This window comes from Longitalea arenae, assembly GCF_016924755.1.
GTDB lineage: Bacteria > Bacteroidota > Bacteroidia > Chitinophagales > Chitinophagaceae > Niastella > Niastella arenae.
The window spans coordinates 40,922-58,048 of record NZ_JAFFJX010000022.1 but is presented as its reverse complement, the minus strand read 5'-3'; the positions used below and the strand labels follow the sequence as shown (position 1 = coordinate 58,048).

The 17,127-nt window shown below is 46.7% G+C and carries 13 protein-coding genes; 6 read left to right on the top strand and 7 right to left on the bottom strand.

Annotated elements, in window-relative coordinates; genetic code table 11:
- Positions 1-44: 44 nt before the first annotated feature.
- Entirely contained in the window at positions 45-2,288 is a 2,244-nt protein-coding gene (locus JT717_RS25925; RefSeq protein WP_205514115.1) for a DUF5723 family protein, read from the bottom strand.
- A 354-nt stretch (positions 2,289-2,642) separates the two neighbouring features.
- Complete coding sequence (locus JT717_RS25920; protein WP_205514113.1) at positions 2,643-3,521, bottom strand: AraC family transcriptional regulator; 879 nt, start codon at positions 3,519-3,521, stop codon at positions 2,643-2,645.
- Positions 3,522-3,699: 178 nt separating this feature from the next.
- Here JT717_RS25920 and JT717_RS25915 point away from each other — a divergent pair, with 178 nt between their 5' ends.
- The 4 genes from JT717_RS25915 (at position 3,700) to JT717_RS25900 (ending at position 9,940) form a co-directional block, all read left to right on the top strand.
- On the top strand, positions 3,700-4,623 hold the full coding sequence (locus JT717_RS25915) for a dihydrodipicolinate synthase family protein (protein WP_205514111.1): 924 nt from the start codon (positions 3,700-3,702) through the stop codon (positions 4,621-4,623).
- A gap of 111 nt (positions 4,624-4,734) precedes the next feature.
- On the top strand, positions 4,735-6,447 hold the full coding sequence (locus tag JT717_RS25910) for a DUF885 family protein (protein ID WP_205514110.1): 1,713 nt from the start codon (positions 4,735-4,737) through the stop codon (positions 6,445-6,447).
- A gap of 81 nt (positions 6,448-6,528) precedes the next feature.
- A complete protein-coding gene (locus tag JT717_RS25905; RefSeq protein ID WP_205514108.1) occupies positions 6,529-8,898 on the top strand; it encodes a glycoside hydrolase family 127 protein in 2,370 nt (789 codons plus the stop codon).
- Between the two features lie 397 nt (positions 8,899-9,295).
- Positions 9,296-9,940 carry an SET domain-containing protein gene (locus JT717_RS25900; protein WP_205514106.1) on the top strand — a complete coding sequence of 215 codons (645 nt, stop codon included), beginning with the start codon at positions 9,296-9,298 and terminating at the stop codon, positions 9,938-9,940.
- Between the two features lie 230 nt (positions 9,941-10,170).
- On the opposite strand, the gene JT717_RS25895 is transcribed toward JT717_RS25900, so the two are convergent.
- From JT717_RS25895 to JT717_RS25875, 5 genes are all read right to left on the bottom strand, one after another.
- Positions 10,171-10,956 carry an RMD1 family protein gene (locus JT717_RS25895; protein WP_205514104.1) on the bottom strand — a complete coding sequence of 262 codons (786 nt, stop codon included), beginning with the start codon at positions 10,954-10,956 and terminating at the stop codon, positions 10,171-10,173.
- Between the two features lie 143 nt (positions 10,957-11,099).
- On the bottom strand, positions 11,100-11,480 hold the full coding sequence (locus tag JT717_RS25890) for a VOC family protein (protein WP_205514102.1): 381 nt from the start codon (positions 11,478-11,480) through the stop codon (positions 11,100-11,102).
- Between the two features lie 15 nt (positions 11,481-11,495).
- Positions 11,496-12,047: a DUF4199 domain-containing protein gene (locus JT717_RS25885; protein ID WP_205514100.1), complete on the bottom strand. Its 552-nt coding sequence runs from the start codon at positions 12,045-12,047 to the stop codon at positions 11,496-11,498.
- A gap of 145 nt (positions 12,048-12,192) precedes the next feature.
- A complete protein-coding gene (locus JT717_RS25880; protein WP_205514099.1) occupies positions 12,193-12,666 on the bottom strand; it encodes a response regulator transcription factor in 474 nt (157 codons plus the stop codon).
- Between the two features lie 140 nt (positions 12,667-12,806).
- Complete coding sequence (locus JT717_RS25875) at positions 12,807-13,277, bottom strand: RidA family protein (protein WP_240348437.1); 471 nt, start codon at positions 13,275-13,277, stop codon at positions 12,807-12,809.
- Between the two features lie 87 nt (positions 13,278-13,364).
- Here JT717_RS25875 and JT717_RS25870 point away from each other — a divergent pair, with 87 nt between their 5' ends.
- Both JT717_RS25870 and JT717_RS25865 read left to right on the top strand, forming a co-directional pair.
- A complete protein-coding gene (locus JT717_RS25870) occupies positions 13,365-13,703 on the top strand; it encodes a cupin domain-containing protein (protein WP_205514097.1) in 339 nt (112 codons plus the stop codon).
- Between the two features lie 275 nt (positions 13,704-13,978).
- Positions 13,979-17,110, top strand: coding sequence for a SusC/RagA family TonB-linked outer membrane protein (locus JT717_RS25865; protein ID WP_240348435.1), 3,132 nt, complete (start codon positions 13,979-13,981; stop codon positions 17,108-17,110).
- The last annotated feature ends 17 nt before the right edge of the window (positions 17,111-17,127 follow it).

The window sequence follows — 17,127 nt, the reverse complement described above, 5'->3', positions numbered from 1 at the left end:
CCCTGACAGTGATCGTCAGGGCTTTTCTTTTTCAGAACACTTTATTAATTGTAGCTCAAATGCAATTCAACTCTTCTGTTCTTGGCACGGCCGGCCGGCGTGGTATTCGGCGCAATGGGTTTTGAATTACCAAAGCCCTGTACGCTGATGCGGCTATCGCTAATGCCTTTTTTGATCAGGTAATTCTTAACTGCCTGCGCACGTTTGGCAGAGAGCTTTAAGTTATTGGCTGCATTCCCTACGTTATCGGTATGTCCTTCAACACTGATCACCAGGGCAGGGTCGGCTTTCAACACTTTCACAACGATATCAAGTTTAGGATAAGACACTTTCTGGATGATGTCTTTGCCAGACATATAATAGATGCTTTTCGCAGCTACAGCCACTTTCTTTACTACCTCCTGTTTGATCTCGGGGCAGCCATTGTTCTCGGGTTTACCAGGGGTGTTGGGGCATTTGTCGTTTTCGTCGTTAACGCCATCATTGTCGGTATCCGGAACAGGACAGCCATTGTATTTGGCAGTACCTGCAACTGTAACACATTTATCCTCTTCATCGTTCAGGCCATCTCCATCCGTATCGGGAACCGGGCAGCCATTGTATTTGGCGGTACCGGGCACATCGGCACATTTGTCGTTTTTGTCGGCAATACCGTCTTTATCCTTATCAGGGCAGCCTGCCAGGGTAACTTCACCCGCTATTTCGGGGCACTCGTCTTTCCCGTCAACGATACCATCGTTGTCTTTGTCATGCGTAATCTGTACTTCTTTGATCACTTCCACTTTCTTTTCAACGGTATCTACTTTTGTTTCCACTTTTGTTTCCACCTTGGTCTCTACAACGGTCACCTCTTTGATAACTTCCTTAGGCTCCTCTTTTACCGTCCTGCTTTTATACCGCTTTGCTCTGTCGCGCTGGTAGATCGACATGGTAACCCCCAGGTGCACGTCGGCGGCAGTAACATTTTTGCTCGAGAACATGTTCGAGAGGATCGTGCCGGAGCCCACGAAGAACATGCCTGCCCTGAAACCGGCGCCTACGGCCATTTTCTTGTTCAGTGTATTATAATAGAAAGGTGCATACAGGCTGAACCATTTCTTTTCCAGGCGCGGAGTGATCGTATATGAGGTAGCGTATTGGGCTGTGGTCTGGTTTTCGTCGCGGTTAATGAGATTAACAATGGCGCCGGCATTGATGAACAACCTTTTCCAGATATGGTAGTCTGCATCGATCCGCAGGGTGGTGGGCAGCTTAACCTTCATGGTTTCCTGGTGGGCATTGGAAGTAATGATGCCCATCGTTTCCAACCGGCTGAGATATTCTTCAATGGTTTCACCGTCCTGTTTTTCGAGGTCATTGGTAGTACGCCCGCTGGCATCAAGGATATAGCTATCACCATGTTCTGAGTTTTTATACTTTACAGAACCGATATCGTTTACCGAAGCGTTTACCCGTAATTTATAGGGCGTGGGGTCGTTCAGTAACCAATTGTTTTTTTCCGGCCGCCATTCGTAGGAGAAGCCCAGGTCGAGGCCCCAGCCCCGGTTATTGTCGAGGTTATCCAACACATCACTGAAGTCATCGTCCACCACATCGAGGTTCGAAGAGTAGCGGGCATTAACATCACCCTTCAGCTCGTTAATGAAATCGTTCTTGTCGATATTCACATTTAATTTACTTGAGTATACCGAAGCGGCGGCTATGCCAACCACATATTTACCGGTGATACCCATTTTCAGCAAATGCTCGGGTGTATTGTAAATAACACGGCCATAGGTTACACCAGCCTCAGCAAAAGCATGGGCTTTTAACTGCAGCTTTTCTTCCTGGATGGGTGTATTATACAAAGCCGAGTCGCTTCCAAAAAAGCGGAAGGTCTTATCGCTGAGGTTAAACGTATTTACCACTGTACGCATGCGGGTATACAAACCAACACCGCTTTTTTTGCCCGAGGTGAACATGAACGAGGGGCCCATGATATCGGTATTCAGCCAGAGGTTCTTTTTATCGGTATTAGACGATTTGAAGTAATCCCTGTCCTCTTTCAACGAGGAAAAATCGAATTTTTTGAATTTGTCGTTCTTGAGCTCATAAGCATTATTGCCGCCGAGGGCGCTCAGGCTGAAGAAATTGATGTTCACCTTGTACTTACTGCCGGCCACAGACGCCGGGTTTTGTAACATGCCGTGAACACCGGAGTAATTATCGTACGTGAAACCGGTAAATTGTTGAGATAAGCCAAACAAGGGTACGCAACTTATAAGGCCTAGCGCAAGGCTTTTTTTCATGACTTAGGGTTTGGAGTTAGGCGTTAAAATATACTGTTATTGCAATACTTCAAAGCGCCGCAAGGTAAATTAATTTATATGTATTATGAAATTTAACGACTTATATATGGTGCATATCCTGTTTTGACTGCCTGATATGCATTTGGTGTATCAATTACCTGTTGAGCAATCGTATGGCCGTGGCCCTTAATGCGTAATAACGCTGAAAATGCCTGCCAATTGTGTGGCATTATTCCTGCCAATGCCAGTCAGGCAATGGCAGGTTACAATAATAGCAGATAATGCATAACCGAAGCGCCGGAGATGCAGGTTAGACCGTACACTATATGTGTGGTCTATGTAATGAAAGGTAAGCTAGTTCACTTTCTGCATATACTCGGTTAGAAATTTCTTGGGTGGTTGTCCGGTTATTTTTTTGAATACCCGGTTGAAGGTAACGGCATTGTTAAACCCGCTCTGGTAAGCAACCGCAGCCAGGCTGTCGAAGTTCTCTGATACAATTTTCTTGCAGGCTTCATTGATGCGTACTTCATTCAGGAAAGCCACATAGGTCTTCAGCGTGTGTTTTTTAAAGTAGCGGCAGAAAGCCTGGGGGGTAAGATGGGCCACATCGGCAATTTGCTTCAGCGTGATGTTCTCGGTGTAATGCGCTATGGTGTATTGATAAATATCATTCATGCGCAAGCCCTCCGATTCCGTAATAGAATTTTCAGTATGGGTATCGGAAAGCGAGCGGTATTGTTTGATGCGGCAGAGGGTTTGCAGGAGTTGAATGAAGAAGGCCAGCCGGATGCCGTTCCGTGCTTCTTTTACCAGCAGCATTTTCTTTGCAATGTTTTGCTGCTGCGATGCAGGTACCTGTAATCCCTTGCGGGTGGCTTCCATGAATTTTTTCACGTTGTTCATTTCAGGCAGATCGAGGATCCTGCCAAAAGGCCCCCGCAGGTCAACAAAGAGGGTAAGGGCATGGATATCTTTCTGGCTGTTCTTTTCAAAATAATCAGGATCGCTTTTGAAGAGGTGGGGCTGATTGGCGCCGAGAATATAAATATCGCCCGACTGAAAGCGCTGCATACCGGTGCCGGCAATGAGCGTGCCTTCTCCTTTAATGATCCAGGTAAGCTGGGTTTCATTATGGCGGTGCAGGTGATTATAAAAATGAGGTAACTTATCTTCCTGTACCATAATAGAATGTTCCTGGGAAACCGGAATGGTGAACTGAACGACTTTCATGAGCAGGGTTTTGATCTGTTTAACCAATATTACCAATTTTTTCTCAAAGAATGATGCAGGAGGTTAATATCGGTAAAGAAGTGATTAAGAACAGCTTGTTAATATCGGTAAGAAACTGATCAAAACAGGCTATCCTATACCAACTGCTTCATAATACCTTTATTAAAAATTAATACGAATGAGTATATCATGGAAAGGAGTATTTCCTGCCTTCACAACCAAGTTTACAGCCAGTGATACCCTCGACCTGGCGTTGTTTGAAAAAGGATTACAGTCGCAACTCGATGCCGGTGTAGATGGCATTGTACTGGGAGGCAGCCTGGGGGAAGCCAGTACCCTCACCACTGAGGAAAAAGAAACGCTGGTGAAACTGGCTATCGATATTGCCGGACGGGTTCCCGTGGTATTGAATATTGCGGAAGGTGCAACCCGCGAAGCGATCAAACAGGCGGCATTGGCTAAAAGCTGGGGGGTAAAAGGCCTGATGTTATTGCCGCCCATGCGATACAAGACCGATGTGCGCGAAACATATACCTTCTTCAAAACGGTGGCAGGATCAACCGATCTGCCGATCATGATCTATAACAATCCCGTTGACTATAAAACCGAAGTGACCCTCGATATCTTTGAACAGCTGCTGGAATGCGACAATATTCAGGCGGTGAAAGAATCAACCCGCGATGTATCGAACGTAACGCGGATGATCAACCGGTTCGGCGACCGGTATAAGATCTTATGCGGTGTTGATACGTTAGCGATGGAGGAATTGCTCATGGGCGCCGATGGATGGGTTGGCGGCCTGGTAACGGCCTTTCCCCGTGAAACTGTAGCCGTATACCGGCTGGTGAAAGCCGGTTTGCTGGAAGAAGCCCGGGTTATTTACCGCTGGTTCTTACCGCTGCTGGAACTGGATATACATCCCAAGCTGGTACAGTATATCAAGCTGGCCGAAGCGCAGGTAGGATTGGGCTCAGAATATGTACGCGCTCCGCGCTTAACGCTGGTGGGCGAAGAACGGGAACGTATTCTAAGCATCATCCAGGAAGGTATTGCCAACAGGCCGGAGTTGCCGGAGTTCAAGTTGACCCGGTTGATCAGTTGACAGAGTTGATATAGTGATAGGGTTGAAAATTTGATAAGTTCATAAAGGTATCGGGATCGGAAAAAAGGAGGGTTTTCTATTAGCAAATCAGCACATTGACCAACCACGCTTATGAGAAAAAAACACATCTTAAACCTTAGCGGCAGCATGCTCATCACGGTGTCATGCATGTGCCAACCTGCGCTCTACGAGCAAAACAGTGAAGTGAATAACCTAATGGTTCAATATGAAGCTGACCGAGGCAGCCTGAACCGTTTTTATTTTGTGGAGAATTCCCCCGAACGGCGCGATAGAATGAACGCCCTGGTTGCTGATTACCTGAAACAGGTAGCGCAATTGAACTTCGACAAGCTGCCCACGGGCAGCCGGGTGGATTATATTCTCTTCAAAAGAGATCTCGACGAACAACAAAGGCTGCTCGAACTGGAAAAAAAGGAGATCGCACAGTTGGCGAACTGGTTCCCATTCACCTCCGGCATTTATGAGATGGAAAAGTTCCGCCGGCGCGGCTCCCAGCCGGATGCGCAGCAATGGGGCGGCAGCATGAGATCGATCACAACCAGCATCAATAATTTATGTACGGCCCTCACTAAAGATTCTTCCATAACCATTAACCTCATTCGCCGGGCGCAGGGTACTGTGCGCGGATTGCGCGCTGCACTAAAAAGCGTGAACGAGTTTTATACAGGTTATGATCCTGCATATACCTGGTGGCTGCCCGATGCCGTTAAACAACTTGACACGGCGCTTGCAGCCTACGGCCAGGGCTGGCTGCAAAGAGCGAAAGCAGCGCCCGGAGGCAAGGATGATGGCAGCGGCATCATCGGTTATCCGATTGGGAAAGAGGAGATCATCCGGCAATTGCAGTTGGAATTCATTCCTTACACACCTGAGGAATTGATCGGGATCGCCAATAAGGAATTCGCCTGGTGCGATGCGGAGATGTTGAAGGCTTCGCAGGAAATGGGCTTTGGGAAAGACTGGAAGAAAGCCCTCGAAAAAGTGAAGAACACTTATGTGCCGCCAGGCAAACAACCGGAGGCGATCATGAAATTGTATAACGAGTCGGTTGCCTTTCTGAAGAAAAACGATTTGATCACTATTCCGCCGCTGGCTGAAGAAACCTGGCGCATGATCATGATGACGCCGGAGCGGCAACTGGTAAATCCTTTTTTTACCGGTGGGGAAGTGTTGAGCATTTCCTATCCCACCAACACGATGAAAGAAGACGATAAGATGATGAGCATGCGGGGTAATAATCCACATTTCTCGCGGGCCACTGTTCACCATGAGCTTATTGCCGGCCACCACCTGCAGGGCTTTATGAACAACCGGTATAAAGCATACCGCAATTTTTATACACCCTTCTGGATCGAAGGCTGGGCCCTTTACTGTGAAATGATCTTATGGGACCAGCAATTTCCGCAATCGCCCGAAGACCGGGTGGGCATGTTGTTCTGGCGGATGCACCGCTGCGCCCGCATCATTTTTTCACTGAACTATCATTTGGGGAAATGGACGCCGCAACAATGTATCGACTTCCTGGTTGAGCGTGTAGGCCATGAACGGGCCAATGCCGAAGGTGAGGTACGCCGGTCATTTGTGGGCGCCTACGGTCCATTGTATCAATTGGCCTATATGATCGGTGGCCTGCAATTTTATGCTATGAAAAAAGACCTGGTGGATAGTGGCAAAATGACACTTAAACAATACCATGATGCCGTGATGCATGAAAATGCCATGCCGGTATCGATGGTAAGGGCGATCATAACGAATCAGTCTTTGCCGAAAGACTATAAGGCGGAGTGGAAGTTTTATAAATGAGTTCCTTGGTTATTAAGTTAAATACAATCGCGAGTTTGAAAAACTGAACAACTGAAAAACTGAACAACCTTATATCTACAAATGAAAAAGTATATCCTTTGTTCGACGATACTGGTGATGCTTCATCTTTATGGACATTCCCAAAGCTATGTGCCGGAAAAACGCCAGCACAAAATGATCGTTCAACCGGTGGTTCCGGTAAAGGCCTATAGTTTTCACCTGCAGGATGTAACATTGCTCGATGGCCCCTTTAAAACCGCCATGGAAGCAGATGCGCGTTACCTCTTGCTGATAGAGCCCGATCGTCTCCTGGCCGACTTCCGGGAACATGCGGGATTGAAAGCAAAAGGCGCCCGCTACGGCGGCTGGGAAAGTTCAGGACTGGCAGGGCATAGTCTCGGACATTATTTATCAGCCTGCGCCATGCATTATGCCGTTACAAAAGACAAACGTTTTCTCGATAAGGTCAATTACATCGTGGAGGAGCTGGCCGGGTGCCAGCCTAAACGCAATGGTTACCTGGGCGCTATTCCGAAAGAAGACAGTGTTTGGGCGGAAGTGGCAAAAGGCAATATCCGCTCCCGTGGATTCGACCTGAACGGCGCCTGGTCGCCCTGGTATACAGTGCATAAGATCATGGCCGGCTTACTGGATGCCTATTTGTATTGTGATAATAAAAAAGCCCTGCTGGTAGAAACCGGCATGGCTAACTGGACGGCCAACCTGCTGAAAGACCTGCCCGACAGTTCCCTGCAACGGATGTTGTTTTGCGAATATGGGGGCATGAACGATGTGCTGGTAAATACCTATGCATTGACAGGCGAAAAAAAATACCTCGACCTGTCGTATAAATTCCACGATAAACGCATCCTCGATTCCCTGGCCATGCAGATCGATATCCTTCCCGGAAAACATTCCAATACGCAGATCCCGAAAGTGATCGGTTGTATCCGCCGCCATCAACTGACCGCCAGCGTTAAAGACAAGACCATTGCTGATTTCTTCTGGCAAACCGTGGTGAACAATCATACCTATGCACCCGGCGGTAACAGCAATTATGAATACCTGGGACCTGCCGGTAAACTCAGCGAAACGCTAACCGACAATACTATGGAAACCTGCAACACATATAATATGCTGAAGCTGACCCGGCACCTGTTTGCATTGCAGCCTTCGGTCAAACTGATGGATTATTACGAGCGGGCCCTGTATAATCATATCCTTTCATCGCAAAACCACAGCAATGGTATGATGTGTTATTTTGTACCGCTGCGGATGGGCACGCAAAAAGAATACAGTGATTCCTTCAATACATTCACCTGCTGTGTGGGCTCAGGTATGGAAAACCATGTGAAGTACGGCGAAAGTATTTATTTCCAGGGGGCAGATGGCAGCCTGTACGTGAACCTGTTCATAGCTTCGCGGTTGAACTGGAAAGACAAAGGGGTTATTATTGAGCAGCAAACCCAATTGCCAACCGATAACCGGGTGCTGTTAAAGGTCACTGCTACAAAGCCGGTTGCTTTTCCCTTGCGCATCCGAAATCCATACTGGTCGAAACAGCGGATATCAGTTGCAGTGAATGGAAAGTTGCAAGCCCAGATGGCAGCACCCGATACCAGCGGTTACTTTACCATTACCCGAACCTGGAAGAGCGGTGATGTAGTTGAGTTTACACCGGCGCTGTACTTACATACCCAGGCAATGCCCGACAACCCGAACCGCGTGGCAGTACTCTATGGTCCATTGGTGCTGGCAGGTGTATTTGGGAATAAAGAACCTGATCCTGTGACAGGCATTCCGGTGCTGGTGTCAACAGAAACGAATCCGGCCAAATGGTTGCAGCAGGATGGCAGTCAACCTTTGCTCTTTCGTTCTGTGAATACCGGGCAGCCACAAGAGGTCACTCTCTTACCTTTCAACCAGGTGCAAAAAGAATTTTACAGCGTTTACTGGGATCTGTTCACTCCAAAGGCCTGGGCCGAACAACAAAAAGTGTATGAAGCGGAGCGAAAAAAACGACATGAGATGGAAGCAAGAACCGTTGATCTCTTACGGCTGGGTGAAATGCAACCGGAGCGCGACCATGATTTTGCGGGCGAGAAACTGAATACAGGAGAGGATCATACTAAAAAGTACCGCGTGGCTTATCCGGGTGGCTATTTCTCTTTTAACATGAAGGTGGATCCATCGGCTGTAAACAGCCTCTTGTGCACCTATTGGGGTATGGATAACCGCGGCAGAAAATTTGACATCCTGGTGAATGATGAAAAGGTGGCCACAGAGGACCTGAATAAATACAAGGCCAGTAAATTCTATGAAATAGTATATCCCATTCCTGCGAGCCTCACCAAAGGGAAGGATAAAGTAATGGTGACCTTTAAACCAGCGCCCGATAATATGGTTGGACCGGTTTATGGTGAGATCCGGATGATGAAGGGTGAATATTGAGTCTTTAGTACAAATTATTTACTATTAATGCATTAATCCTATGCCGGGGAGTCATCTTCCCGGCATAGGATTTTATTTTAGGTAGGGTAGCAGGCATTATTTCCGGCAAGCCTACCGGCAAAATGGCAGGCATTGATAGATGCAATGATCTTAAGCCAGCATCGGGCTTGAAGTGCTGTGAGGCATTTGATAATATACCTGTTCATGACCAGGCATGTAAGAATTATCACATTAGTTCTTATCTTCGACGCCTGTTTTAACAGTAGAATTCGGTTAATGACAAACGGAATATTAATACCGTACTTCGCACAATAAACTAATATATAGTACGGTTAATGGCCTGTTGGTTTTGATTTATAGTAAAAGCATCTTTTTAAACTACTTATTTATTTATTGAATGGCATTCCTGGAGAAACAGTTGTACGTTAAAAAATCTACCTTACCCAACGCTGGAAAAGGATTATTTACCAAAAAATTTATTCCTAAAGGAACCCGTATTGTAGAATATAAAGGCAGAACACGAACCTGGAAAGAGGTACAGGCCGATGATCAGGAGAGTCCTTATATTTATTATGTAACACGCAACTTTGTCATCGATGCTTTGAATGATAAAAAAGCCATGGCCCGGTATGCCAATGATGCGCGGGGATTGCAGCGGGTAAAGAATATTAATAACAACGCCGAGTATGTAGAAGATGGTACCCGGGTATTCATAGAAGCGGCCAAAGACATTCCGGCCGGTGGTGAGATCTTTGTTAGTTATGGCCCTGAATACTGGCAGGTAATACGCCATAACATGCGTATTGATGAAAAAGAGAAGAAGAAATTGCTGGCCAATGGCACCAAGGTAAATGGAAAGGCTTCAAAAACGAATGGTAAGAAGCTGAATGGCCACGCTGCTAAAGTGAATGGCAAAAAACTGAACGGGAGCCCGGCAAAAGTAAATGCCGGTAAGGCGGTTTCCACGGGAAGCAAGGTCAATGGAAAAGCCACTAAAGTCAATGGAAAAGCCACCAAAACAAATCGTAAAGCAGCAAGATGATGTGATAATATGCTAATGTGCTAATTAGCTAATGAAATAAAGCAACAGTGCCGCGGTTCCAGACCGTGGCACTGTTATTTTTGCTCGGTGTCTTATGGCTGGAAGCCGCCAACCGGCAATACATTGTAAGCGGCAGAGGTTGGTTATTAATGTCAAATGTCGCGAGCTCTTCACTATTGACCGCGCCCGAACGTGTTCATTTGGGCGGGCATTTCCCATTGACCCTGCAACTACCCCATTAGTTTCTCAATAAAAAGATTGATCACTTCCACCAGGATGAGAATAATGATGATCCATTCCAGCACCATACTCTTGCGGTATTGAAGCAGGTCTTTGAATAAGTCGAGGTTCTCTTTTACGATATCCAGTCCTTCACGAATTGTTTTGAAGCGGGCCTGCAGGTCGAATGTTTTTTTAAGCCCGAGGTCCAGCCGGCTCAGCTCCTCATCTTCCCAGGTTTCTTCAGGCGAATCAAAGATGTAGAGGTTGGCCTCAATGCGGTTCTTAAGGTTCAATGTGCGGCCAATGTATTTTTTAAGATTGGCGCCCGAGAGGTCGAGCCGGCCTTTACGTTCCAGTTGCTGGGTATGAAAGGTGGTTTCTTCCAGCAGCAGATTGGTTTGGTGGTTAAAATGATCGAGCGCTACCGATTGCGAAACATTGAGCATGATCAGCCGCAGGCTGTCGGTAGAAGCCCCTTCAATTTCAATTTTATTCCAGCCGAACTTATTGCGGCCTGCATTTACTTCAATATCGAATTCATCGCTGATATGCTGCTCGAACAGGTTTTTACAATAAGGGCTGATGGCCTGAATAAAACCCATGATCTCTACCTCATTGTAACCAAGAAAACTTACAATGCCGTATTTAAAGATATAGGCAAATTTCTTTTCCTGGGTTTTCACCCGGTAAAACAGCTCATCAGAATCCCCATGTAACAGCTCCGCCTTGAATACAGTTTTAAATTGCTTAATATCAATGCTGTCGGCTATTTGTAATGACATTACTTTGAGCATGCCTTAAAGTTACGAAACGCTGAACGCTAAATGCATAACGGCTACAGTAAAACCTTTGATTTCATTGTTAACAACGCGTTTGCATGCCGCCATACAGGATCCGGAAGGGTTATTTCCGGCTGCGTTCAGCGTTCCGCGTTAAGCTATATCAACTGATGTAATTGTACAAAGTTCCCACAGGTGTCATCAAACACGGCTTCAATACCCCAGTCGGTTTGTGTGGGTGCTTTAATAAAGATCACCCCTTTAGCCTTCAACTGTTCATATTCTTGCTCCAGGTTATCGACACCGAAAATGATCACGGGCAGCTTTGCGTCATATAAAGCTTTCTGGTAAGCAGAAGCTATGGGATTGCTGTTTGGTTCCAGTAGCAGGCCCGTGCCATTGGGTTCTTCAGGGGAAGCAACAATGGCCAGGTAACCTTCCGGTAAATAATAGCGTTGCACAAATCCCAATACTTCTGTATAAAAACTGTATGCCTTTAAGGGGTCATGTACATAGATGCTTGTAAGTCTGATTTTCATACTATCCTGTTTTTATCAGGAAGCGATAGCAGTTGCCATGCTTCCCTGGTTTGGTCTTTTTCGTTTAAGGAACAGCGCGCTGATCAGGGAAACCACGAGGCCGATCGGCAATACTTCCACATAGGTCAGCAGCACCACAAAGAGCGGATTTTTGTACATTTCTTTGTACCAGTTCATTTGGTCATTGGTTCTCTTCAGTTCCAGCTGACTAACGCCACTCGCTTTTGCTTCGCTGATCATATGGGTGCAGTATTTATCCATCCAGTCGGGAACGAACAGATAATATTCAATCACCCATACGAGTACATATAAAGTAGATGCGATGAGCGTAATGAACAAGCCGGTTTTAAATGCTTTTCCGAAACTGATGACGCCCCCATTATACTTATCGCGGTAATTTTTAATGCCAACAAAGATGAACGCGAAGGCTACGAGCATGCCTGCATACCCGACAATTTCATTGGCTTCGAAATTGGAGTTGAAGTAACAATTGAGCGTTGAGTACATCATGAAAGCGGTGATGATAAACCCGGATGTCAGCCCAAACACTAAAGCATTTTTTTTCATTTGTATAACTTTAAATAATTAAGATCACCAGCCTGGTACCGGGGCCGGTTACGCTGCAAAACTGCCTTGCAAAACGGAAATTCCGTTCATACTTTCGGGTGATTTTGGTGTCACCCGCCATATTTATACTAATGAGTGAATGCTTTTAAGGAATGAGGTTCAGTCGTTTAGCTTTTTCAATAGCCTGCGTACGGCGTTTTACATCCAATTTTTCAAAGATGCGGGAAGAATGTGTCTTTATGGTGTTCAGCGATACAAACAGGCGGGCGGCGATCTCCTGGTTACTCAATCCTTCGGCAATTAATTGCAGTACTTCCAGTTCTCTTTTGCTTAGACCCAGCTTTTCCTGCTCGACTTCATTGGCAGTGAAAGCCGGGGCCGGCATTTTATACACTTCCTTTTCTATGACCAGGGTCTGTACTTTTGGTTTGGCCAGTTTCAACGCCAGCCAAATGCCCAGGGCAGTAAAAATAAGGGCAATAGCGCCGATATAAATTTCCAGCGCATGATCCATGATCAGGAAACGCAGTTCAAGCCACTTCAAAATGAAAAGTAATACGGCCATGGAAATGCCATACAGGATCGGGTGTTTATATTTTGCCAGCTGCCTGAAAGCCATGTCTTCTGTTTATGAATGGATCGGTATTATAAAAATACGCTATTTAAGGCAAAACGGGGAACGTTTAACGCAGAACGCGAAACGCTGAATGATAACATTGGTTCCGGATCACCGGTTTATTACTGCTGCCAGGTCGCAGGTCATTTTGGTATGATGGCGGTTGCCTCGATCTCAATCAATACATCATCGCGGAACAATTTATTAACCTGCACCAGTGTGCTGGCCGGCGGGTTCTTAGTATTGATGAATTGATCGCGCACATTACGAATGGCCTGAATATTGGAAATGTCAGTGGCAAAATAACCCAGCTTAACAATCTGGTGCATCTTACCACCGGCAGCCTCCAGTATGCTTTTGATATTCCGGAACACCTGCTCCGTTTGTTTCGCAATATCATTGCTGCCGATCAGGTTGCCTTTTTGATCCAGGGCTACCTGGCCGCTCAGGAGCACCATTTTGCAGTTGCCGAGGTCAATAATGGCAGCATGAGAATAGCCACGTGGTGCTGCAACGGTGGCGGGATTAATTAATTGAACGTTAGACGTGTTCTGTGCAAGAGATGCCCTTGCCAGGCTGATCGCCATAGTAAGAAGAAGCAAACTTTTTTTCATAACAAGGAAATTAGTGACCGTAAAAATAACGGTTCCGGAATATGAAGAAAAGTTATCCTTATTTTTGGCCGCACTAAAAAGACTAGTATGATCCAAAGCAGCGAATTCCAGTTTGAACAGGAGATCCCCTGGGAAGATGTAGGCGGTGGCATTCAACGGCAGATCTATGGTTATGATGACCGTGTAATGCTGGTAAAGGCAAAATTTGAAAAAGGCGGTATCGGGGCGCTGCATCAGCATCCGCATTCACAGGTAACTTATGTAGAAAGCGGCGTATTTGAAATGACCATCGGCAATGAAAAGAAGATCATCCGCAAGGGGGATGGCTATTATGTGCCGCCAAATACCGTACATGGTTGTGTTTGTATAGAAGCAGGTATGCTGGTAGACGTGTTCTCGCCGCACCGCGAAGATTTCCTCAAATAAAATACTGTAAGGCCCTTAACAATTAATTATTACTGCTTATAAATCTGCTTGTAGCTCCCTCTCCATATAAAAATTGCGCTGGCCGCACTGGTGGTCATTCCCCAAACACTCGTATAATATAATGACCTTACACGAAGACCGGCGGTGCCAAGCCGCCGGGCGCATCGGGGAAAAGATCCCTTTTCCCTGATAGCATATCCATTATACGATCTGAACATCAAAGCAGCAGAACAGAATTATTATTCAGCGATCTCATTAATTAAATATTAAGTAACATGACACAACGCTACCATGTAGTGAAAGGGTTTGCCATGCTCTTTAAAAAAGGCCGGTTATTAATAACCTGGTTACTGCCGGTGCTTTTACTGGTCTCTCTTTTTGGGCCTGTGCAGGCCCAGAACGGTAACTCTGCCATTAAAGGATTGGTGGAAAATGAAAAGGGCGAAGGCCTGCAAGGTGTTACCATTGACATGAAAAACGAAGCGGGCAATTATAAACGTTCCGCCGTGACCAACCGGAAGGGCGAATTCAGTTTCGAAAACCCCGGTGTTAAAGGCACATTTATTTTTACCGTCTCGCATATAGGCTATGTAACCCAGGTGATCCGGAAAGAAGATTTCGATCCGCAGCAGGAGGCTACCATACATGTGGTGTTAAAAGATAACGCGGCCAACCTCGACGTAGTGGTTGTGAGTTATGGTAAACAACGGCGGCAGGAAGTGACGGGTTCTATCGTGCAGCAGAATGCGGCTGAAATGGCCGACATGCCGGTAGGACAATTTGCTCAGCAGCTGCAGGGTAAGGTAGCCGGTGTACAGGTGGGGCAGAACAGCGGAACGCCTGGCCGTGGTATGGAATTCCGCATCCGCGGGGCTGCCTCTTTTGCATCGGATAATCAGCCGCTCTTTGTAGTAGACGGCATTCCCATTACCGGTAGTATCAATAACATCAATCCCTCCGAGATAGAAACCTTTACCATTTTGAAAGACGCTGCTGCCAGCTCGCTCTATGGCTCCAGAGCGGCCAATGGCGTGGTGCTGATCACTACTAAACACGCCAAATCAGGTGATGCGAAAGTAGAGTTCAGCACGTTCTATGGCACCCAGGTGATCCCGAAAAAGGGCAGGCCCGACATGATGACTGCCCGCGAATTTGCGGAATTCCAGAATGAATATTATGAAGACCGGGTAAAGTATGAAGGGTTTACCGGGCAACTGGCTGCCGATTACCGTAACCCAGAACGTTATGGCGATGGCACAAACTGGTTCGAAGTGTTAACGCGCAAAGCGCCTATACAAAACTACGATCTCACGGTGTCATCCGCCAGCGGCAGATCTTCTTCAACCGTTATGGCCGGTTATCAGAATCAGGAGGGCGTGATCCTGAATACAGGCACAAAACTGTTTTCCTTGCGCTATAACCAGGACTTTAACCTGGTGAATAATAAACTGAAGATAGGCTTCGGTATAGCCCCGAGTTACCGGATAGACCATAACAACCGCCTGGGAACAGAAGGTGTTAATAACCTGATCGAAAAAATTGTAGAGGCCAGTCCGCTAATAGCCCCTGTAGACAGCAATGGCAATATGCCGCTGTACGTGCACTCACCTGGTATGGTGGCGAATGTAAACCCGTATGCACAATTCACGCAGATAAAAGATGATTACAAGACAACACGCATTTTAGGGAATGCCTATGTGAATTATGAGTTGTTAAAGGGCCTGAGCGTAAAGGGTTACCTGGCGTTGGATAAAGGCGCCGAGACCCGTAGCCGTTATTCACCGGCCTCCATCTCTACAACGAATATCGCCACCGGTACCAGCAGTTCGGTAGATAATTATTCGTGGACGGCAGAAGCCACCCTCAATTATTCAAAGACATTATTCAATGACCATCATATCGAGTTGCTGGCCGGCTATTCCGCCCAGCAGTTCGAACAGGAGAGCAATGGCATCAATGGCACCAATTTTCCAAGCGATGATGTAGCGTTCCTGAGCGCAGCCACTTCCATAACCTCCGGTGCGAGTAACGCGACAGCTTATTCGCTGGTGTCGGCCATCGGAAGATTGAATTACAATTTCCGCGGTAAATACCTGCTGTCGGGCGCTATACGCCGCGATGGTTCTTCACGCTTTGGCGCTAACACCAAATACGGGAATTTCCCTTCCCTCTCAGCCGGCTGGATCATCAGTAATGAGAATTTCATGGAAAGGTTCCGTACCATCAGTTTATTGAAATTGCGCGCCAGCTATGGCATAACAGGTAATAACAATATCGGTAATTATACCAGCATTCCCCAGGTAACCTATAGTCATTATGTATTCAATGGCGCCCTGGTATCAGGAGCCACTATTTCTACCCTGCAGAACCCGGCGCTTCGCTGGGAGCGCAACAAACAATATGATATCGGGCTCGATCTTGCCCTGTTCAATAACAGGTTGTCCTTTACCTATGATTTCTATCACAAATTATCAGACGGCTTGATCCAGGACCGGCCCATTCCCCGGGCATCTGGTTATACCAGCGTTTCTTCCAATGTGGGGATCCTCGAATTCTGGGGCCATGAGTTCACGGTCAGCGGCGCTGTTCTCAGCGGAAAATTCAACTGGAACGCTTCGGTGAATATGTCGTTCGACCGCAACAAGATCAAAAAATTGCTGGCGCCGGGTTTTATCCGCCGCAACAATACCATTACTTCCGATTACTATCGCAACCAGGAAGGACATGCGCTGGGTGAGTTTTACGGATTTGTTTTCGATGGCTTGTACAAAGATGCGGAAGACCTGGCCAATTCCCCCAAATACGGTTCGGCTTCTGATATAGGCACCATCAAGATGAAAGATGTAATACCCGATAAAGTGATCAATGAAAGCGACCGCACCTTTATCGGTGATCCCAATCCTGATTTTCTTTTTGGAACCAGCCACCAGTTAAGCTATAAGAATTTCGATCTCTCGATCACGATCGCAGGTTCCTACGGCGGCAAGATCCTGAATCCTTCCAAATGGGCTTATCTCACCAATCTCGATGGTGCGCGGGGTTTGCTGGCTGCGGTAAAAGACCGTTGGCGTTCCATAGACAACCCGGGCTCAGGGGTATATCCCAGAACAAAGACCGGTACCACTGCCCTGGGCCGTTCGGTGAACAGCCAGTGGGTAGAAGACGGTTCCTATTTATCGGTAAAGAATATTACCCTTGGCTACGCCGTACCGTTAAAGAGTAATACAGCCTTCAAAAGCCTGCGCGTCTTTGGTTCTATCCAACACGCATTGATCCTGACAAAATACTCCGGCATCAATCCTGAGATCAGTTTGAACGGATTGAATGGCTACGGCATTGGCATCGATGAAAACGCCTATCCGGTTCCCCGGGTATTTGCGGTGGGTTTATCAACCGGTTTTAAATGATCTATCATTCCTGAATA

Excerpts from the sequence above, each read along its gene's own strand:
- JT717_RS25925 (WP_205514115.1), bottom strand. The coding sequence starts at position 2,288 with ATGAAAAAAAGCCTTGCGCTAGGCCTTATAAGTTGCGTACCCTTGTTT.
- JT717_RS25915 (WP_205514111.1), top strand. The coding sequence starts at position 3,700 with ATGAGTATATCATGGAAAGGAGTATTTCCTGCCTTCACAACCAAGTTT.
- JT717_RS25910 (WP_205514110.1), top strand. The coding sequence starts at position 4,735 with ATGAGAAAAAAACACATCTTAAACCTTAGCGGCAGCATGCTCATCACG.
- JT717_RS25895 (WP_205514104.1), bottom strand. The coding sequence starts at position 10,956 with ATGCTCAAAGTAATGTCATTACAAATAGCCGACAGCATTGATATTAAG.
- JT717_RS25885 (WP_205514100.1), bottom strand. The coding sequence starts at position 12,047 with ATGAAAAAAAATGCTTTAGTGTTTGGGCTGACATCCGGGTTTATCATC.
- JT717_RS25865 (WP_240348435.1), top strand. The coding sequence starts at position 13,979 with ATGACACAACGCTACCATGTAGTGAAAGGGTTTGCCATGCTCTTTAAA.
- JT717_RS25890 (WP_205514102.1), bottom strand. The coding sequence starts at position 11,480 with ATGAAAATCAGACTTACAAGCATCTATGTACATGACCCCTTAAAGGCA.
- JT717_RS25920 (WP_205514113.1), bottom strand. The coding sequence starts at position 3,521 with ATGAAAGTCGTTCAGTTCACCATTCCGGTTTCCCAGGAACATTCTATT.
- JT717_RS25900 (WP_205514106.1), top strand. The coding sequence starts at position 9,296 with ATGGCATTCCTGGAGAAACAGTTGTACGTTAAAAAATCTACCTTACCC.
- JT717_RS25880 (WP_205514099.1), bottom strand. The coding sequence starts at position 12,666 with ATGGCTTTCAGGCAGCTGGCAAAATATAAACACCCGATCCTGTATGGC.
- JT717_RS25875 (WP_240348437.1), bottom strand. The coding sequence starts at position 13,277 with ATGAAAAAAAGTTTGCTTCTTCTTACTATGGCGATCAGCCTGGCAAGG.
- JT717_RS25870 (WP_205514097.1), top strand. The coding sequence starts at position 13,365 with ATGATCCAAAGCAGCGAATTCCAGTTTGAACAGGAGATCCCCTGGGAA.
- JT717_RS25905 (WP_205514108.1), top strand. The coding sequence starts at position 6,529 with ATGAAAAAGTATATCCTTTGTTCGACGATACTGGTGATGCTTCATCTT.